Genomic DNA, 17,585 nt, shown 5'->3' on the forward strand with positions numbered 1-17,585 from the left:
CCGCAGGCCCGGCCGCCAGCGGCGCGTCAGTCCCAGTGACGTCCCGGGCCGCGGCGATCGCCGTGGCCGTCGCCGTGGCGATGGGCCCATTCGCGCTCGCGCCATTCGCGGCGCGCTTCACGGTATTCGGCGCGGTGATAGCCGGGGCGATAGTCACCTCGGTAGTCACCCCGATAGTCACCCCGATAGTCGGGGCGATAGCGCACCGGCACCGGGGCTACCACCACCGGGCGCGCCGGGACATAGGCGACGGGGGCCGGGGCATAGGCAACGGGCGCCGGCGCATAGACCGGGGCCGGGCGGTAGACCGGCGCGGGCTCGGCCACCACGACGGCGGGCGCGCCGATATTGATACCGACGCTGACGCCGGCATGGGCTGCGGCGCTGGCCGCCAGCAATGCACCACCTGCTACTGCCATTGCAAGGATTCGTTTCATGGCTGCCTCCCAAGGGGCGTTGGACATGGGCTCACTGTAGGGGCAGGGTCCGTAATATTGGGCGCTCGAAGTGTTGCAAGTGTGACGCCGTGTAACCTGACCACCAGCCCGCGGGCCTGTATCATGCGGCTTCGCAGTTCTTGCCCGATGTTGTCCATGCGCCGTACCGTCTTGTCCGCAGCCTCCGCGCTTGCCTTGTCCATCCTCGCCGCAACGCCCGCCGTGGCGCGTGCCGAGCCTGACCTGCAGGCGGGCAAGGCGCTGTTTGCCACGCGCTGCGCGTCTTGCCATCACGTCGGCCGCAATGCGCGCGGGGCGTTCGGGCCGCAGTTGAACGGACTTTTCGGGCGGCAGGCGGGCACCACGGCGGATTTCCAGTATTCGGAGGCGATGCGCGCGTCGAAGGTGGTGTGGTCGCAAGACACGCTGAGCGCCTTCCTGCGTGCCCCGGCCAAGGTCGTGCCGGGCACCAGGATGCGGTTCTGGGGCATGGGCAACGACAAGCAGCTTGAAGACCTGCTCGGCTACCTGCAGACCTTCCGGTAAAGCGCCCGCCTATTCCCCTTCGCCGGGGAAATGCGGCCCCGGCCCTTCTCCGGCCAGCGCATCCTGCGGATTGCGCAACGGGCACGCCTTCAGCGACAGACAGCCGCAGCCAATACAGCCATCGAGCTGGTCGCGCAGCAGCGTCAGCGTGCGGATGCGTTCGTCCAGGTCATCGCGCCAGCTGGCCGACAGCCGTCGCCAGTCCGCCACCGTAGGCGCGCGCCCATCGGGCAGCTTCTGCATCGCCCCGGCGATCACCGCCAGCGGCAGTCCCATGCGCTGCGCCACCCGGATCACTGCCAGCCGCCGGAGCACGGCGCGCGCATAGCGGCGCTGGTTGCCACCGCTGCGCGTGCTGGCGATCAACCCCCGCGATTCATAGAAATGCAGCGCCGATACCGCGATGCCGGTGCGCTCGGCCACCTGGCCGACCGACAGCAGTTCTTCGGCGGGTTTAGGCCGGCGCCGGCGCGGCGCACTGGCCGTGGCTGGCGCGGCGGAAGCAGGCTTGGAAGTCTTGGGCATGGCAGGGGAACAGGCGGCCGCGGGAATGCCCATGCTAACACCATGGCCGCGCTTGACCTTAACCTAACTTGAGGTTTGATACTTGCGGCTCCATTGTTCGCCTCGCCATTGCCCAACACAGAGTTGATGACCATGCTGACGCTTGCCCGCCCCAATGCTTCGCTGAACCTGATCAATCCCCCCGCGCTGTACGACCCGCGTCCCAATGGCTATTCGCACGTGGCCGTGGTGGAAGGGCCCGCCCGCATCGTCTACGTGGCCGGGCAGGGCGGCGAGGATGCCGCCGGCTGCCTGGCGGCGGATTTCCCGCGGCAGGTGGCGAGGGCCATGCAGAACCTGCGCACCGCGCTGCAGGCGGCGGGCGCCGACGTGGGCGATGTCGCCAAGCTCACCGTGCTGGTGGTCGACCACTCGCACGACCGCCTGCGCACCTTCGGCGCCGCGCTGCGCGAGATGTGGGGCGACCGGCCGGCGCCGGCCTGCACGCTGATCCCGGTGCCGCGGCTGGCGCTCGACAACATGCTGTTCGAGATCGAAGCCACCGCGGTGCTGCCGGGCTGAGCCGCGCGGCCAGCCGCCGGGGCGTTACTGCGGCGCGCGCGGGGCCGCGCTGAAGGTCTTGTTGACGATCTTCCACGCGCCGTCGATCTGCAGCAGCGTCATGTAGTCGGTAAAGACCACGTCCGGATGCTCCAGCACGACCTTGGCCTCGCCGGCATTGCCGACCACGTCGAACTGGGTGATGGCGCGCTTGCGCTGCGCTTCGTCGGCCGCCGGATGGCCGGGGCAGCGCGCGGCGATGAAGTCTTCCACCGTCAGCGAATGCAGCTTGCCGTCGCGGAACGAGACGATGCGGGCGTCGGCATGGAAGGCGCGGCGCATCACCTCGGGGTTGCCGGTGGCGTGACCCTGCAGGTAGTCCTCGATCGGGGCCAGCGCGGCGGTGTGGCTGGAAGTCAGGCCGGTTGCACAGTAAGTCATAAGTCTCTCCTCCAAAACTGGGGCGGCGCGGAACGCACCCGGCCGCGGCGTTGAAAACGCTGATTGTATTCTAGTTTTGTATGCAAAAAGAGCTGGGATTGCTGTGCCTCACAGCGACGCCACGATCCGCTCCCGCAGCCACCGGTGTGCCGGGTCTCGATGGACACGCTCGTGCCACAGCATCGACATCTCGTAGCCCGGCACCTCGACCGGCGGCGCCACCACGCGCAGTGCCGGCGCCTGGCGCACCAGCCGCTCCGGCACCATGGCCACCAGGTCGGTGCTCGCCAGCACGGCGGTGACGAAGAGGAAGTGGGGCACCGACAGCACCACGCGGCGCTGCATGCCGGCCAGCGCCAGCGCCTCGTCGGTGACGCCGGAGAAGCCGCCGCCGTCGGGCGACACCATCACATGCTCGAGCGCGCAGAACTGCGCCAGCGTGGGCCGTCGCTTCAGCCGCGGATGCCCGGCGCGGCCCGCCAGTACATAGCGTTCGGTAAACAGCGCACGCCGGTGCAGCGCGGGCGGCGAGCCTTCGGTCGTGTGGAAGGCCAGGTCCAGTTCAGCCTGCTCGCACTGGCGGGCGATGCGCGACGGCACCATCTCCAGCACCGCCAGCCGCGCGTTCGGTGCGGCGATGCGCAGCGCCTGCATGGCCGGCAGCACGATGGTCGATTCGCCGTAGTCGGTCGCCGCCACGCGCCAGGTATGCGTCGAGGCGGCGGGATCGAACGGGCTGTCCGGCGACACCGCGTGCTCCAGCGCGGCCAGTGCCTCGCGCAGCGGCTCGCGCAGGGATTCGGCCTTGGCGGTGGGCCGCATGCCGCGCGGCCCGGGCAGCAGCAACGGATCGCCGAAATAGTCGCGCAGCCTGGCAAGGTGGACGCTGACGGAGGGCTGCGAGAAGTGCAGGCGTTGCGCAGTGCGGGTCACGTTGTGCTCGGACAGCAGCACATCGAGCGTGACCAGCAGGTTGAGGTCGAGGCGCCTGAGATTAGTCATGACAATACCTGTGATATTGGATATTCATTTCCAATATACCGTGCGGCGGCCTAAGCTGGCTTCTCCCGATCAATGCTTACGCAATGGAAGCCGCTGTCATGAACGTCCTTCTCGTCTACGCCCACCCCGAACCCACCTCGCTCAACGGCGCCATCCGCGATTTCGCGGTGCAGCGGCTGCGCGATGCCGGCCACCAGGTGCAGGTCTCCGATTTGTACGCGATGCAATGGAAAGCCCGGCTCGATGCCGCCGACAGCAAGGCGCGTCGGGGCGACGCGCCGTTCCATCCGTCGCTGGATTCCAAGCACGCGTTCGAAAACGGCCTGCAAAGCGACGATATCGCGTGCGAGCAGGACAAGCTGCGCTGGGCCGATACGGTGATCCTGCAATTCCCGCTATGGTGGTTCTCGATGCCGGCGATCCTGAAAGGCTGGATCGAGCGCGTCTATGCCTATGGCTTTGCCTACGGCGTGGGCGAGCACTCGGACGAACGCTGGGGCGACCGCTACGGCGAAGGCATGCTGGCCGGCAAGCGCGCGATGCTTCTGGTTACCACCGGTGGCTGGGAATCGCACTACAGCGCGCGCGGCATCAACGGCCCGATCGGCGACATCCTGTTCCCGATCCATCACGGCGTGCTGTACTACCCCGGCTTCGACGTGCTGCCGCCGTATGTGGTGTACCGGACCAGCCGGGTCGACCATGCGCGCTTCGCCGCGATCCGCGAAGAACTGGGCCAGCGGCTCGATACGCTGGCGACCACGGCGCCGATTCCGTTCCGGCCGCAGAACGCCGGCGACTATCAGATCCCCGCGCTGACGCTGCGTGAAGACGTGGCGCCCGGCTTGGAAGGGTTTGCAGCGCACGTCGCCTGAGGACGCGCGCTGCGTTGCCAGGCAGGCGCGCCGCAGAGGCGACGCCTGCCGCCGTCATTCCGCCCGGATATCCGCGCGCGCCGCCACCGCGCGCATTTCAGGCAGTTCTTTCTCGACCCGTGCCCGTACCGCGGCGCCGTTGCCGTAGGCCGGCGTCAGCGCCAGTTCAACCATGCGCGCGCGCGTGGCGGGCGCATTGGCGACCTCGGCCAGCGCCTTTTCCAGCTTTTGCTGCACCGGCGCGGGCAGCCCGGCGGGCGCCAGCAGCGCGAACCACGTGCCCATCTGGAAGCCCGGATAGCCGCTCTCCGCCACCGTCGGCACCTGCGGCAGCGCGGGCAGGCGCTGCGGCGACAGCACCGCCACCGGCCGGATCTTGCCGCCCTTGATCAGGGGCAGGCTGGCCACCACGGTATCGACCGCCACTTGCACCTGCCCGCCGGCGAGCGCGGTCAGGCTCGGTGCGCTGCCGTTGAACGGCACGTGGACCATGCGGATGCCGGTGGCGGATTTGAGCATCTCCCCGCCGAAATGCACCGACGAGCCCGTGCCGAACGAGCCGTAGGAGAACTTGTCGGGATGGGCCTTGGCCTGCGTCACCAGGTCCTTGACCGAGCCGACCTGCGCATCGGGATTGGCAACCAGCACCAGGCTCATGTCGGCGACCAGGCCCAGCGGCGTGAAGCTCTTGATGGGGTCGTAGCCCAGCTGCTGACGGATCGCCGGGTTCAGCGTCAGCGTGGTGCTGGCCGCCAGCAGCAGGGTGTAGCCGTCGGGCGCGGTCTTGGCGACCTGGGTGGCGCCGACCACCGTGCTGGCGCCGGGCTTGTTCTCGACCACCACCGGCTGGCCCAGCTTTTCGCCCAGGCCGACGGCGAGCAGCCGGCCGAGCAAGTCGGTGGCGCCGCCGGCGGCGAACGGCACCACCAGCCGCAGCGGGCGCTCGGGCCAGGCCGGGGCTTGCGCCATGGCGGGCGCCGTGGCCATTGCCGCGCTGAATGCGGCACAGGCGAAAAACAGCTTCGGGGGCAATGCGGTCATCGGAATCACTCCTGCCGGCAGTTGTAGGAAAGCGAAGCGTGGGCGTCGGCCCGGCCAGGGTCGAGACAGGCCGGTCCGTGGTGTCGTGTGGTGTCGCTTGGTTAGGGGAAATGGTGCCGGACTAGGCCGCCCGGTCCAGCCACGGGCTGCGCACGCGCGAGAAGCCGCCGGCCTGGTCGTAGGCATTGCCAAGCTGCAGCACCGCCGCGTCGGCCTGCGCCGGCCCGATGATCTGGATGCCGGCCGGCAGCCCCTGCGGCCCGAAGCCGGCGGGCGCGGCCAGCGCCGGCAGCCCGGCCATGGTGGCCGGCACCACGGCCTGCATCCAGCGGTGGTAGGTGTCCATGTCGCGGCCGCCGACGGTGCGCGGCCAGTCCCAATCCGCGTCGAACGGAGCCACCTGCGCGGCCGGCAACACGAGGTAGTCGAAGCGCTCGAACAGCGCGCACAGCGCCTGGTACCACGCACTGCGCTCGCGCAGGGCCTCATAGACGCGCGTGCCGGGCAGTGCCAGTCCGCGCTCGATTTCCCAGGCCGCCTCGGGCTTGAGCAACGCGCGCGTGGCCGGATCGTGGTACAGCGCGGCATTGGCGCCGGCCACCGAGAAGCTGCGCAGGTCGATCCAGGCCTGCCAGAGGCGCTCCAGGTCGAAATCGGGCAGGGCGGCGTCGACGTCGCAGCCGAGCGCGCGCAGGTGGTCGAGCGCTTGTTCGCAAGTCTCGAGCATGCCCGGTTCGGTTGGCAGGTGGCCGCCCAGGTCGCCGAGCCAGCCCACGCGCACGCCGTTCCAGTCGCGCGCGGGCGGCAGCGTGAAGTTGCCGGGCGCCTCGGTGCGGCGCGTCAGCGGCATGCGCGCATCGAAGCCGGCCTGCACAGACAGCAGCAACGCCAGGTCGGGCACGTTGCGCGCCATCGGCCCGGCCACGCTGAACTGCTGGAAGAAGACCTCGTCGGCGGGCCCGTGCGGCACGCAGCCGACCGAGGTGCGCAGCCCGTACACATGGTTGAACGCCGCCGGGGTGCGCAGCGAGCCCATCATGTCCGAGCCGTCCGCCACCGGCAACATGTGCAGCGCCACTGCCACCGCGGCGCCGCCAGAGCTGCCGCCGGCCGAGCGCGCCGGGTCGAAGGCGTTCCGAGTGGTGCCGTAGACCGGGTTGTAGGTATGGCCGCCCAGGCCGAACTCAGGGGAGTTGGTGCGGCCGATAAAGACCGAGCCCGCGGCGCGCATGCGCTCGAAGATCGCGGCATCGCTCTGGGTGACCTGCCCGGCAAAGATCGGCGAGCCCTTGGTGGTGACCATGCCCGCCGCCGGGCTGATGTCCTTGGGCGCCTGCGGAAAGCCGTGTAGCGGGCCGCGGCTGTGGCCGCGCGCCAGTTCGGCATCGAGCGCTCGTGACTGGGTGCGCAGCGCATCGCGGTCGACGGGGGCGACGATGGCATTGACGCGCGGGTTGTGGCGCTCGACCTGGCCGAGGAACGCCTCCAGCACCTCCACGCAGGAGACCTCGCGGGCATGGATGGCGCGCGAGAGGGCGACGGCGTCGAGTTCGGTGATCGGGTCGGTGGAAAGCGTATTCGCCATGGTTTCTCCCGGTGTCTCCTTTGGTTTCGGGAAAAAGCATACGGGCCCGGCGGGGTTTCCCGCAATCGATGATTTTTTCAAATATCCTTGCGTAAAACGCAAAGCGCGGACCCCCGCCGTGCCGCCGCCACCCAAGGAGCCGCCCCATGTTGTCGCACCGCCTGCAGGACACCTCGCTGCGCTACTTCCTGGAGGTGGTGCGCGCGGGCTCGCTGACCGAGGCGGCGCAGCGCCTGAGCGTGACCGTGTCGGCGGTGAGCCGGCAGGTCGCGGCGCTGGAGGCGCTGCTGGGCGTGCCGCTGTTCGACCGGCGCCCGCGCGGCATGGTCGCGAGCGCGGCCGGCGAAGTGCTCGCCGCCTATGCGCTGCGCGGCGCCCTCGAAGCGGACCGCGTGGTGGCAGAGATCGCCGCGCTTCAGGGGCTGCGCCGTGGCCGCGTGCGCGTCGCCAGTTCCGCCGGGTTTGCCATCGAGTTCCTGCCGCGCATCATCGCCGAGTTCCGCCAGCGCTATCCGGGGCTGCATTTCCACGTGCGCGTGGCGGCGCCGGCGGAGGTGACCGGCATCGTGCTGCATGGCGACGCCGACATCGGCATCACCTACAGCCGCGCGGCCGAGCAAGGCATCCGCGTCGAACATCGCCAGCCCGCGCCGGTCATCGCCATCATGCGGCCGGATCACCCGCTGGCGCGCTTCCGCAGCATCACGCTGGCGCAGATGCAGCCGTACCCGCTGGCGCTGCCGGAAGGCGACAACACCGTGCGCCAGCTGTTCGACATTGCCTGCGGCGAGCGCGGCATCGTGTTCGAGCCGGTGCTGTTGACCAACCATTTCGAGACGCTGACCAGCTTCGTGCTGCATGGCGGCGGCTTGTCGATCTCGGGGGCGGTGACGGTGGGCGACCGCCTGCGCCGCGGCGAACTGCATGCCGCGGCCATCCGCGAACGCGGCATGAAGAGCCGTGCGGTCGAACTGCAGACGCTGGCGGGACGCACGCTGCCCGAAGGGGTACGCGCTTTCCTGGGCTTTGCCCGGGAGCGCCTGGCGGCGGAGATGGCAGCCGGCTCCTGAACTTGCCGCTGGATTACGCCGCTCGCTTGCGCCGGGCGGCGGGCCGGTTCAGCACCACCCAGGCGGGGGCGTGATCGCTGGGATGGTCTTCGCCGCGCACCCAGCGGTCGACGCCGGCATCGCGCAGCCGCGGGGACAGGTCGGGGCTCAGCAGCAGGTGGTCGATGCGCAGGCCCGAGTTGGTCTGCCAGTGCTGGCGGAAGTAGTCCCAGAAGGTGTAGATGCGTTCGTCGCCATAGTGCTCGCGCAGCGCGTCGGTCCAGCCTTGCGCCAGCAGGCGTGCGTAGGCGTCGCGGCTTGCCGGCTGCAGCAGCGCGTCCTTGCGCCACGAGCGCGGGTTGTAGATGTCTTCGTCGGTGGGAACGACGTTGTAGTCGCCCGCCAGCACCACCGGGTGGCCGCTGTCGAACAGCGTCTGCGCATGTGCGATCAGCCGCTCGAACCATGCCAGCTTGTAGTCGAATTTGGGGCCGGGCTGGGGATTGCCGTTGGGCAGGTAAAGGCAGCCGACCAGGATCCCGTGCACGGCGGCCTCCAGGTAGCGGCTGTGGCTGTCGTCGGGATCGCCGGGCAGGCCGCGGCGCACTTCCACCGGGTCGGTGCCGCGTGCCAGGATGGCAACGCCGTTCCATGACTTCTGGCCGTGCCAGATGGCGCCGTAGCCGGCTTCGCGCAGTTCGCGCGCGGGAAAGCTCTCGTCGGCGGTCTTCAGTTCCTGCAGGCAGGCCACGTCGGGCGCCTCGCGCTCCAGCCAGTGGCAAAGCGCGCCGATCCGGCTGCGGATGCCGTTGATGTTGAACGTGGCGATCTTGATGGCGGGCATGGCAGCTGGCCGATCGGTAACGAGGCCGGCCGGCACAAGTGCCGGCCGGAACATCTGCTGCGCGCAACGGCGCTACGCCGGTGCGCTGCTGCAGGGGCGACTTGCGAGGCTACCTACGCGCGCCACGTGCTGCCGGTCGCGGCAGCGGCGCTGGTGCTGCCGGTGCTATCGCCGCCGCTGCCCTGGCCCTCGCGGCGCACCCGGATGTCGTTGTTGACCTCCTTCACGCCGTAGGTGCCATCGGCCAGGTCTTCGATATAGTACTTCTGCCCGCGTTCGCGCACCGTTCCGGTCAGCGATACCACGCCGTCGCTGACGTCGACGCTGACATCGCTGACGTCTACGCCGCGCGCATAGCTGAGCCGCTCGCAGATCTGGTCGCGGATGCGGTCGTCGCTGCGCTGGTAGCCGCGCGGGCCGGCCTGGTGCTCGCGGTGGTCCGTGCCGAACAGGTCGCCGACCGCTTCGCCGATGCGGCGGCCGAGGTTATAGAGCACGCCATGGTCTTCACGGCCATCGTCGCGATAGCCTTCCCGGTCATCGGTTTCCCAGCCACGCTGGCGTGCCGCCTCGCGGCTGTAGCGCTGGCCGTACCGCTGTTCGTCCTCGCGCTCGTCGCGGCCCTCGGTCCAGTAGCGGGTGTCGCTGCGCAGGTCGCTGAAGTAGGTGTCGCGGTCGCGCTCGCCGGCCGACTCATAGGGGTCACGGGCGCGGTCGGCGCTTTCGCGCCACTGGCGCTCGGCGTAGTCGTCATCGCGCTGCCAGGCTTGCGGATTGCGCCATTCGCCAGCGCGTTCCCAGCCATAGCCGCCGTTCAGGCCATAGCGCAGGCTGCTGCCGGCGCGGCGGCCATAGCGCTGGTTGCGCTGGTCGCGCTCGTCTCGCTGGCCGCGCTCGTTGCGCTCGTTGCGCTGCTGATACCGGCTTCGTTCATCGCCCTGGTAGCCTTGCTGGCCTTGGTAGTCCTGGGCACCCCGCTGTGCGCTGCGATAGCGCTCCTGGTCACGGCTGCGGTCGTCGCCGCTGTAACCGCCGCCGCCGCCGCCGCCGCCGTAATCGCCGCCAGAACCGCGGCTGTAGCCGCCGCCGAAGTCACCGCTGGAGTCGCCGCGGCCGCCATAGTCACCCTGGGTGGGCCGCTCTGGGTAGCGGCCGGCGCCGTACTCGTCACTGTAGCCGCTTGCGCGGCGTGCCGGGCCACCGTAGCTGGTCTGCCCCGGTGTCAGTTGCTGGCGACGGCGCTGCGTCTGCCAGCGGTCACGTTCGGATTCCGGTTGCCAGTCGTCGTCGTCCGACGCCTGGCGGCGTTGGCGTTCGTCGTAGTAGTCACTCATGCTGGTTTCCTGATATGTGAATGGCGCCGTACGCGGGCGGGCACAATTGCGCCCTCGATCCGCTGGCGGGTTATCAGGAACGGCAAGATTCGTACCGTGCGGCAGCCGCCCGCCTGTGGCGCCGATGACGCCGCAGGCCGTGCAAGCCTTGCAGACCTTGTAAGGGATGCAGGGTGCGAAATGGGAAAAATGGCGGAGCGTCCACAGCGGGAGGCCGCGGGCCAACGACCGAAACCGCAGTGACGGCAACTGGTTGCGCAGCGCGGCATTGGCACGCTCGCGGCCCCAGCCCGCAGCCGGCCATCCCGGCAAGCCGCCGCGCCTGCCGGGATGGCGCCCGCGGGCTCCCCCCCTCTGCCTTCTTGCCTTTACCCACAACTTGCGGCGGCTTACTCGTCTTTCTGGAAGATCCGATACATTTCGGTGATTTCGTGCAGGGCGAGGAAGCCGCGCCAGAGGACGGTGGCTCCCGGGGGATCGTCGTTTTTGCGACCCAGGTAGCCACCGAGCTTGGCGATCCAAAGGACCGCGTCGCTGAGTTTTGGCGCCTCTTCCGGTGGCTTGGTTGTGCCGTGCGTGCGGCAGTACAAGGCCCGCCATTCGAGCGGTTGCAGTAGCACCGAGCAAGGGATATCGGCTTCGAGCCGGCCCAGCATGGTCGCGTACATAATGCGCCAGCCGATCACGGCGAACAGCGCCGTAGCACGTAGGAACCGCTCCAGCGTCCCGAACTGCCGCGCTTCGATCTGGCAGCCACTCTTCAGGACACGATGCCAGGATTCAATGGTCCAGCGCCGGGCATACCAGCTCAGTCGCTCCAGCGCATCTTCCAGCGTTTGGGTAGGCATTGAACTGAGCAACATCCATTCGAGCGGCTCAACGCCTTGGGGCGGCTCGATCTCCAGCGCGTGAATGGCAAACACTTCGAGACTCGGTAGATCCTCTGCACCGCGGCTGCGCGGCGGTCGCAGTTGGACGGGCACACAACGCAAAGCCAGTCGGGCGCTACGCGCCTGCCTGGCGCCGCTCCTGGGCACGTGCAATACGGTCTCTCCAAGTACAGGAGCCGCAGCAACCGTCTCCCACAGATACTTCTCTGGGTGGTCCACGCCTCGATTCCAGGCGGCCCGCACCAACCAGTCCACCCCCGCTGGGCGCGGCGCCAGGAACACGTCGTACACATCGCCCTCGCGATCGCTGACGGCAACAAGGTGCGTGTCCGGACACTGCATCTTGAGCGGCTCAAGGCATTCCAGCCCCTCCAGCCACTTCACGCTTTCCTTGTCACGAATGGACAGCGCCCGGCGCTGCCCGGCCTTGCCCGATGCTTGCGGCGCACGCACCCACGTCTTCATGCTCAACACGCCCAGTGGCAGGCCTTCAGGCGTCACCGCCAGCACGCTGTGCAACATGAATCCGTGCAAATTGCCGCCCGTGCCGTGACCAAGTCCCTCAGTCGCGGGCAAATTTGCCAGATTGAATTCCGTGGTGTCCTGCACCGCCAGTACGACAGGTACCCGCTGCATGCGACCCACGGTTTGAGCGACGTGGCTCGCCAGGATTCCGTCCGGGTCGACCGCCTCATTATCAAAGAAGCGATATGCCGCCTTGAGTTGGGCACCACTCAAGGCCTGCGGGAACGAAACATGGGCTTTTTGCGCCAGTCCGCGCGCCAATGCCACAAGGCGCTGCGTGCGACGCGCATCGCCCAATTGTGCGCCACTGAATTCGTCGCTGGCCCAGTCTTCGAGATCTTCCGTATCCGGCAAAATTGCCACCACTGATTGTCAACTTCACACGAAGTTAACACCGTCCAATCCGGTTTACAACCTTTCCAATCGAGATGTGGGTAAAGGCAAGCTCTGCCTTCCCTGCAACTCCGTTGCGCGTGCGTTGGCTGCTTTGGCCCCTGCGTCCGCGCGAGCGGCTCCCCGTGTTTCGCGTTGTCTGCCGCGTGCGTTCGCGCCCCTTGCCAGGACGCCCGCCGGGCTCGTTTGTGGCGATGATAGGAGCGCGTGCGCGGCGGCGCCTCCCTAAAACATGGGATGGGCAAGTACAGGCCACTGTGCGATGGGTAGGGCTGGTGCAGGCGCGCCGCGGCGGCGCTTGTGTTTACCCTGAAATCCGGCACGTGCCACGCGCGCGACCCGGTGGATATGTCAGAATCCGCCGGCAACCCGTCGCGGCGGCGCAAGGCCCGGCCTGAACACACTGGCATGACAAGCACAACAAGAGTCCTGATCGTCGAGGATGACCCGGCGGCGCAAAGCCGCCTGGTGCAGGCCGTCGAAATGCATGCGCCAGCTACCATCGTGGCCGGCTGCGCCGCCAGCGTTGCCGAGGCGATGGCCTGGCTGGCGCGGCACCAGCCCGACGTGTTGCTGTGCGACCTGGGCCTGCCTGATGGCAGCGGCATCGCCGTGATACGCCAGGCGCGCGAGCGCTACCCCGCGTGCGAATGCATGGTGGTCACGGTATTCGGCGATGACCAGCACGTGCTGGCCAGCATCGAGGCCGGCGCCATCGGCTACCTGCTCAAGGACGAGACTACCGATCGCATCGCCGCTTCGATCGGCGAGCTGCGCGCCGGCGGCTCGCCGATGAGCCCGCTGATCGCGCGCCAGGTGGTCAACCGCCTGCGCGGCGAGCCCGCCGAGTCCACCGACGGCGCCGGCCGCGACAACGCCGCCCAGCGCAGCGTGGCGTTGTCTGCGCGCGAGAGCGAGATCCTCGACCTGATCTCGCGCGGCTACACCTATGCCGAGACCGCGCGCTATGTCGGCCTGAGCGTGCATACCGTGCAGTCCCACATCAAGAACATCTACGGCAAGCTGGCGGTACGCTCGCGTGGCGAAGCCGTGTTCGAGGCCGCCAAGCTCGGCCTGCTCAAATCCCTGTAGCTTCCCGCGCCATGCCGCCAGCCTGGCTGCGACTCACCCGGACCCTGGTTGCCGTGCTGTCGGTGCTGCTGGCACTGGCGTGGCTCGCGTCGCCGGCCCGCGGCGCCACGCCCGCCGCGCCGGCCCCCGGCGACGGGCTGGCAGAGCTGGCGCAGGCGGTGCGCAGCGCCACGCTGCGCGACGGCACCGTGTTGCCGGCGCAGCCGCTGACGCTGCCCGACTACTGGGACCGCGCGTTGCCGGGCAAGTCGGGCACCGCGGTGTACGACCTGCGCTTCGATCGCGGCTGGCCGGCGGCGGCAACGGCGGGGCTGTTCGTGCCGTGGGCCGGCGGCAGCTACGAGGTGCGCCTGAACGGCATACTGGTGGCCACGGGCGGCAGCCTGGCCGCGCCCTCGTCCGCGCTGGCCAAGCGCCCTTACTACGTGCCCTTGCCGCCGGAGCTGCTGCACGAGCACGGCAACACGCTGCGCATCACGGTGGCGGCGCGCGCGTTTTCACGGGCGGGTTTGCTGCCGGTCACGGTGGGGCCGGCCAAGGCGGTGCGCGCACGCTACCAGGACGCGTTCCTGGTGCGCGTGGCCGGGCCCTTCATCGTCGCGGTGCTCAGCGCCGTGCTCGGCACCATCGCGCTGCTGATCTGGTGGCGCCAGCGCGACCCGCTGTTCGGCCTGTACGGCCTGGCGGAGATCGCCTGGAGCATCCGGTTGCTCGACTATTTCGTCGACGACCTGGCGCTGCCGCCGGAACTGCGCGGCTATATCGTCGCGGCAGCGCGCGAGGTCTTCCTCGGCGCCATCGGCAAGTTCTGCCTGCTGGTGATCCGCGTGCCCTGGCGCTGGCTCCACCGCACGCTCAACGCCTACCTGTGGCTGGCGCTGCCGGTGCTGGCGCCGCTGGCCGCGTTGTCGAGCCATCCGCTGGTGTTCCCGCTGAGCTGGCTGGCCAAGGTCGGCATCATCCTGACGGTGGCGGTTGCGCTGGTATGGGCCGCGCTGCGGCACCCGAGCCGCGAGGCCAGGCTGCTGGCGGCCACCGTGGGCGTGTCGGCGGTGCTGTTCCTGGGCGACTGGCTGCGCGTCTGGCTGACCGGCGACTATTACTGGGTGCGCTCGATGACCCGCTATGTCTCGGTGCCGTTCAGCGTGGTCATGGCGTGGATGCTGGTGGAGCGCTACACCAGCGCGGTGCGCAGCCTGCAGCGCGCCAACCAGGTGCTGAGCGAGCGCGTGGCGCAGCGCGAGGCCGAGCTGCACGCCGTGTTCGCGCGCGCGCAGAAGATCGCCGCCGAGCAGACCGCGCTGCGCGAGCGCAGCCGCATCCTGCGCGACATGCACGACGGCCTCGGCAGCCAGCTGGTGACCACGCTGTCGATGCTGGAATCCGGAAAGCCCAGCCGCGCGGAAATCGCCGGGCAGGTGCGGCAGGCGCTGGACTCGCTCAAGCTTTCCATCGATGCCATGCAGGACACCGGCGGCGACCTCGCGGCGGTGCTGGGCAACCTGCGCTACCGGCTGGGGCCGCGCATCGAAGAGGCCGGCATCGCCATCCACTGGCAGGTCGAGCGGCTGCCGGTGCTGCCCCACTTCACCGCGCGCAAGGTGCAGGAACTGCAGTACCTGCTGCTCGAGGGCATTACCAACGTGCTGCAACACGCTGGCGCTAGTTCGATCACGCTGGCGGCGCATGCCGACCCGGAGGTGATCCGCATCACGCTGGCCGATGACGGGCGCGGCTTCGACGCCGACGCCACGCGCGGCGGGCGCGGGCTGCGCAATATGCAGGTGCGCGCGGCAGCCATCGGCGGGCGGCTGGAACTGCGATCGGTGCCGGGCCGGACCACGCTGACGATCGAGGTGCCGCTGGCGGCGCCGGCAGGGGAAGAGGAGGACGGCGGGGAAGGGGAGGGGCTGGCACCGGCGGCGTAGTCCTGCCGCGGCTCACCGAACACCCTGCCCGGACGGCAGCAGCCGCACCGCCAGCGCGGCCAGCGACGTGATCGTGGCCAGCGTGGCCACGCCCGCCCAGCCGGCATGCGCCAGTGCAAGGCTGCCGAGCGCCGCCCCGGCGGCCATGCCGGCAAACATGCAGACAAACAGCACCGCGTTCAGCCGGCTGCGCGCGCCCGGGTCGATGCCATAGACGATGGTCTGGTGCGCGACCAGCGTCACCTGCGCGCCCAGGTCGAAGCCGACGGCGGCCGCCACCAGCAGGCCGAGCTGCGCCTGCGGCGACAGCCATGGCGCCAGCAGCATGGCGGCAAAGGACAGCGCGGCCAGCGCGGCGCCGAGCCGGGTCACCGCCTGCGGGCCGCGGCGGTCGGCAATGCGGCCGGCGATGGGGGCGCCCAGCGCGCCCGCCGCACCGGCCAGCCCGAACGCTCCGGCAGCTTCGCTGCCAAGGTGGAACGGGGCGCCATGCAGCATCACCGCCAGCGTCGACCAGAACGCGCTGAAGCCGACCGACTGCAACGCCTGCGCCAGCGCCGCGCGGCGCAGCTCGCCATGCCGGCGCCACAGCGTCAGCAGCGAGCCCAGCAGCGCGCGGTAGGGCATCACCGCGGTCGGTGCAAATCGCGGCAGGCCGCGCTGCGCCACCAGCGCCATCGCGGCGATGCTGCCGGCCGCGGCGATGAACATCCCGCGCCAGCCGAAATGCGCGGCGACAAAGCCGCTGACCACGCGCGACAGCAGGATGCCGAGCAGCAGCCCGGTCATGACCGTGCCCACCACTTTGCCGCGTTGCGCGTCGGGCGCCAGCGTCGCCGCGGCGGGCACGATGTCCTGCGCCAGCGTAGCGGACAGGCCGATGGCCAGGCTCGCCGCCAGCAGCATGCCGATGCCGGGCGCCAGCCCGGCCAGCAGCAGGGCGGCCACCAGCGCCGCCGACTTGGCCAGGATGATGCGGCGGCGGTCGAAGCGGTCGCCGAGCGGGGCCAGCAGCAGGATGCCCAGCGCATAGCCAAGCTGCGTCAACGTCGGGATGGCGCCGACCGCCGTGCCGGAGGCGTGCAGGTCGGGCGCCATGATGCCGAGCATGGGCTGGCTGTAGTACAGCGAGGCGACGGCGAGGCCCGCGGCGGTGGCAAGCATCAATACCAGGCGCGCCGGCAACGCCGGCGCGGGCAAGGGCGCCGCGATGGCAGCGGCGGGCGAGGCGGAAAGGCAAGACATGGTTGGTGTTCCTGAATCTGGCGAGTCGATGGAAATAGCGCGGATCCGCGATGGACGCGACAGATGCAAATGTTGTCCGGCCACCGCCTTTTCTGGTAGAGGTGTGCGGTGAACAACGGCTATACGAGGCGCGTATGACCAAATCGCCGACCAAGGCGCAGGCCAGCAGCCGTGAGGCGGCCCCGGCCGGCGCCGACCGCATCGAGCTGCTGCAGACCTTCGTGCGCATCGTCGAGGCGGGCAGCCTGTCGCAAGCCGCCGCGCAGCTGCAGACCACCCAGCCCACCGTCAGCCGCCGCCTGCAGGCACTGGAGCGGCAACTGGGCGTGCGCCTGCTGCAGCGCTCCACGCATGCGATGAAGCTGACTGAAGACGGCGGGCGCTGCTACGAGCGCGCCAAGGCGCTGGTTGGCGACTGGGCGACGCTGGAGGCCGACCTGCGCGGCGCCGGCCATGCACCCGGAGGCACGCTGCGCGTGGTGGTGCCGCATGCCTTCGGCCAGGACCTGATGGTGCCCCCGCTGGCCGCCTACATGCGCCGGCACGACCAGGTCGCGGTGGAATGGCTGCTGCATGACCGCACCCCGGATTTCATCGCCGAGGCTATCGATTGCGCCATCCATGTCGGCGAGGTGCGCGAGCCCGGGCTGGTCGCCGTCAGGCTGGCCGAAGTGCCGCGCGTGGCCGTCGCCGCGCCGGCGCTGTTCGAGGGCCGGCGGCTGCCGCGCCAGCCCGAGGACCTGGAGGCGCTGCCCTGGCTGGCACTGCACACCTTCTACCGCCAGGCGATGGCGTTGTCGCACGCGGTCAGCGGCGCCAGCCGCGAACTCCGGTTCCGGCCGCGCCTGAGCACCGACAGCCTCTATGCGCTGCGCGCGGCTGTGCTGCAGGGGCTTGGCGTCGGCGTGGGCTCGGCGTGGATCTTTGCCGACGACATTGCCCGTGGCGACCTGCTGCACCTGTTGCCCGACTGGCACGCCGAGCCGCTGCCGGTCTACCTGGTCTATCCCCGCGCGAGCTTCTACCCGGCCCGGCTCAGGTTGTTCATCGAAGCCATGCGCGAAGCGGTGCCATTCATGGCCGGCGTGCAGCCGCCGCGTGCGCGGCGCAGGCAGGCGCAGGCACGGTCGGCGGGTAAAGCGGGAACGGCGAAGCGATAAGAACGCGAGTGGGCGGCCTCGCGAAGGGCTCCGGCGGCATAGCGGTCGCTGCGTGTGCAAGCGCGAATTTCCTGCCCTCTGTGCGTGCATTTTGCCCCGCGGCAGGGCATTTCCTGCACCCCGTTTGCGCATC

At 69.6% G+C, this 17,585-nt stretch carries 17 protein-coding genes; 7 read left to right on the forward strand and 10 right to left on the reverse strand.

The features are described 5' to 3' along the window. Nucleotides 1–26 precede the first annotated feature (26 nt). Nucleotides 27–437 (reverse strand): hypothetical protein, encoded by a 411-nt coding sequence (locus tag LPA45_RS27815; RefSeq protein ID WP_116322454.1) that lies wholly within the window; start codon nt 435–437, stop codon nt 27–29. A 156-nt stretch (nt 438–593) separates the two neighbouring features. Here LPA45_RS27815 and LPA45_RS27820 point away from each other — a divergent pair, with 156 nt between their 5' ends. Further along, nucleotides 594–983 (forward strand): cytochrome c family protein, encoded by a 390-nt coding sequence (locus LPA45_RS27820; protein ID WP_116322480.1) that lies wholly within the window; start codon nt 594–596, stop codon nt 981–983. 9 nt (nt 984–992) lie between these two features. Here the strand turns inward: LPA45_RS27820 and soxR are convergent, their stop codons facing one another. After that, nucleotides 993–1,508 (reverse strand): redox-sensitive transcriptional activator SoxR, encoded by a 516-nt coding sequence (gene soxR / locus LPA45_RS27825; RefSeq protein WP_233528325.1) that lies wholly within the window; start codon nt 1,506–1,508, stop codon nt 993–995. 132 nt (nt 1,509–1,640) lie between these two features. Between soxR and LPA45_RS27830 the strand changes: the two genes are divergently transcribed. After that, nucleotides 1,641–2,069: a RidA family protein gene (locus LPA45_RS27830; RefSeq protein ID WP_367395058.1), complete on the forward strand. Its 429-nt coding sequence runs from the start codon at nt 1,641–1,643 to the stop codon at nt 2,067–2,069. Between the two features lie 24 nt (nt 2,070–2,093). Here LPA45_RS27830 and LPA45_RS27835 read toward each other — a convergent pair whose 3' ends face one another. Together LPA45_RS27835 and LPA45_RS27840 are read right to left on the reverse strand one after the other, a co-directional pair. Continuing rightward, complete coding sequence (locus LPA45_RS27835) at nt 2,094–2,489, reverse strand: nuclear transport factor 2 family protein (RefSeq protein ID WP_116322453.1); 396 nt, start codon at nt 2,487–2,489, stop codon at nt 2,094–2,096. 108 nt (nt 2,490–2,597) lie between these two features. After that, entirely contained in the window at nt 2,598–3,491 is an 894-nt protein-coding gene (locus tag LPA45_RS27840; RefSeq protein WP_116322452.1) for a LysR family transcriptional regulator, read from the reverse strand. 98 nt (nt 3,492–3,589) lie between these two features. Here LPA45_RS27840 and LPA45_RS27845 point away from each other — a divergent pair, with 98 nt between their 5' ends. After that, complete coding sequence (locus LPA45_RS27845) at nt 3,590–4,366, forward strand: NAD(P)H-dependent oxidoreductase (RefSeq protein ID WP_116322451.1); 777 nt, start codon at nt 3,590–3,592, stop codon at nt 4,364–4,366. A gap of 54 nt (nt 4,367–4,420) precedes the next feature. Here the strand turns inward: LPA45_RS27845 and LPA45_RS27850 are convergent, their stop codons facing one another. Continuing rightward, nucleotides 4,421–5,407, reverse strand: a complete 987-nt coding sequence (locus LPA45_RS27850) for a tripartite tricarboxylate transporter substrate binding protein (RefSeq protein ID WP_116322450.1) — start codon at nt 5,405–5,407, stop codon at nt 4,421–4,423. 121 nt (nt 5,408–5,528) lie between these two features. After that, nucleotides 5,529–6,992: an amidase gene (locus LPA45_RS27855; RefSeq protein WP_116322449.1), complete on the reverse strand. Its 1,464-nt coding sequence runs from the start codon at nt 6,990–6,992 to the stop codon at nt 5,529–5,531. 146 nt (nt 6,993–7,138) lie between these two features. On the opposite strand from LPA45_RS27855, the gene LPA45_RS27860 reads away from it, so the two are divergent. Beyond that, nucleotides 7,139–8,062, forward strand: coding sequence for a LysR substrate-binding domain-containing protein (locus LPA45_RS27860; protein ID WP_317920049.1), 924 nt, complete (start codon nt 7,139–7,141; stop codon nt 8,060–8,062). A gap of 13 nt (nt 8,063–8,075) precedes the next feature. Here LPA45_RS27860 and xth read toward each other — a convergent pair whose 3' ends face one another. From xth to LPA45_RS27875, 3 genes are all read right to left on the reverse strand, one after another. Then, nucleotides 8,076–8,885, reverse strand: coding sequence for an exodeoxyribonuclease III (xth, locus tag LPA45_RS27865; protein ID WP_116322477.1), 810 nt, complete (start codon nt 8,883–8,885; stop codon nt 8,076–8,078). Between the two features lie 113 nt (nt 8,886–8,998). Continuing rightward, nucleotides 8,999–10,219: a BON domain-containing protein gene (locus tag LPA45_RS27870; RefSeq protein WP_317920050.1), complete on the reverse strand. Its 1,221-nt coding sequence runs from the start codon at nt 10,217–10,219 to the stop codon at nt 8,999–9,001. A gap of 389 nt (nt 10,220–10,608) precedes the next feature. Further along, complete coding sequence (locus LPA45_RS27875) at nt 10,609–12,000, reverse strand: IS4 family transposase (RefSeq protein WP_271815723.1); 1,392 nt, start codon at nt 11,998–12,000, stop codon at nt 10,609–10,611. Between the two features lie 435 nt (nt 12,001–12,435). On the opposite strand from LPA45_RS27875, the gene LPA45_RS27880 reads away from it, so the two are divergent. Continuing rightward, nucleotides 12,436–13,119 (forward strand): response regulator transcription factor, encoded by a 684-nt coding sequence (locus tag LPA45_RS27880; RefSeq protein ID WP_116322476.1) that lies wholly within the window; start codon nt 12,436–12,438, stop codon nt 13,117–13,119. An 11-nt stretch (nt 13,120–13,130) separates the two neighbouring features. After that, nucleotides 13,131–15,047, forward strand: a complete 1,917-nt coding sequence (locus LPA45_RS27885) for an ATP-binding protein (RefSeq protein WP_116322447.1) — start codon at nt 13,131–13,133, stop codon at nt 15,045–15,047. A gap of 12 nt (nt 15,048–15,059) precedes the next feature. Here LPA45_RS27885 and LPA45_RS27890 read toward each other — a convergent pair whose 3' ends face one another. Beyond that, complete coding sequence (locus LPA45_RS27890; protein ID WP_116322446.1) at nt 15,060–16,292, reverse strand: MFS transporter; 1,233 nt, start codon at nt 16,290–16,292, stop codon at nt 15,060–15,062. Between the two features lie 134 nt (nt 16,293–16,426). Here LPA45_RS27890 and LPA45_RS27895 point away from each other — a divergent pair, with 134 nt between their 5' ends. Beyond that, nucleotides 16,427–17,452 carry a LysR family transcriptional regulator gene (locus tag LPA45_RS27895; RefSeq protein ID WP_116322445.1) on the forward strand — a complete coding sequence of 342 codons (1,026 nt, stop codon included), beginning with the start codon at nt 16,427–16,429 and terminating at the stop codon, nt 17,450–17,452. The last annotated feature ends 133 nt before the right edge of the window (nt 17,453–17,585 follow it).

It is taken from the genome of Cupriavidus sp. Agwp_2 (assembly GCF_040784895.1).
Lineage (GTDB): Bacteria > Pseudomonadota > Gammaproteobacteria > Burkholderiales > Burkholderiaceae > Cupriavidus.

What these genes read in the sequence shown, in the direction of transcription:
- LPA45_RS27855 (WP_116322449.1), bottom strand. Translation starts at nt 6,992, where the DNA reads ATGGCGAATACGCTTTCCACCGACCCGATCACCGAACTCGACGCCGTC.
- LPA45_RS27895 (WP_116322445.1), top strand. Translation starts at nt 16,427, where the DNA reads ATGACCAAATCGCCGACCAAGGCGCAGGCCAGCAGCCGTGAGGCGGCC.
- LPA45_RS27890 (WP_116322446.1), bottom strand. Translation starts at nt 16,292, where the DNA reads ATGTCTTGCCTTTCCGCCTCGCCCGCCGCTGCCATCGCGGCGCCCTTG.
- LPA45_RS27830 (WP_367395058.1), top strand. Translation starts at nt 1,641, where the DNA reads ATGCTGACGCTTGCCCGCCCCAATGCTTCGCTGAACCTGATCAATCCC.
- LPA45_RS27885 (WP_116322447.1), top strand. Translation starts at nt 13,131, where the DNA reads ATGCCGCCAGCCTGGCTGCGACTCACCCGGACCCTGGTTGCCGTGCTG.
- LPA45_RS27860 (WP_317920049.1), top strand. Translation starts at nt 7,139, where the DNA reads ATGTTGTCGCACCGCCTGCAGGACACCTCGCTGCGCTACTTCCTGGAG.
- xth (WP_116322477.1), bottom strand. Translation starts at nt 8,885, where the DNA reads ATGCCCGCCATCAAGATCGCCACGTTCAACATCAACGGCATCCGCAGC.
- LPA45_RS27835 (WP_116322453.1), bottom strand. Translation starts at nt 2,489, where the DNA reads ATGACTTACTGTGCAACCGGCCTGACTTCCAGCCACACCGCCGCGCTG.
- LPA45_RS27880 (WP_116322476.1), top strand. Translation starts at nt 12,436, where the DNA reads ATGACAAGCACAACAAGAGTCCTGATCGTCGAGGATGACCCGGCGGCG.
- LPA45_RS27815 (WP_116322454.1), bottom strand. Translation starts at nt 437, where the DNA reads ATGAAACGAATCCTTGCAATGGCAGTAGCAGGTGGTGCATTGCTGGCG.
- LPA45_RS27840 (WP_116322452.1), bottom strand. Translation starts at nt 3,491, where the DNA reads ATGACTAATCTCAGGCGCCTCGACCTCAACCTGCTGGTCACGCTCGAT.
- soxR (WP_233528325.1), bottom strand. Translation starts at nt 1,508, where the DNA reads ATGCCCAAGACTTCCAAGCCTGCTTCCGCCGCGCCAGCCACGGCCAGT.
- LPA45_RS27845 (WP_116322451.1), top strand. Translation starts at nt 3,590, where the DNA reads ATGAACGTCCTTCTCGTCTACGCCCACCCCGAACCCACCTCGCTCAAC.
- LPA45_RS27820 (WP_116322480.1), top strand. Translation starts at nt 594, where the DNA reads ATGCGCCGTACCGTCTTGTCCGCAGCCTCCGCGCTTGCCTTGTCCATC.
- LPA45_RS27850 (WP_116322450.1), bottom strand. Translation starts at nt 5,407, where the DNA reads ATGACCGCATTGCCCCCGAAGCTGTTTTTCGCCTGTGCCGCATTCAGC.
- LPA45_RS27870 (WP_317920050.1), bottom strand. Translation starts at nt 10,219, where the DNA reads ATGAGTGACTACTACGACGAACGCCAACGCCGCCAGGCGTCGGACGAC.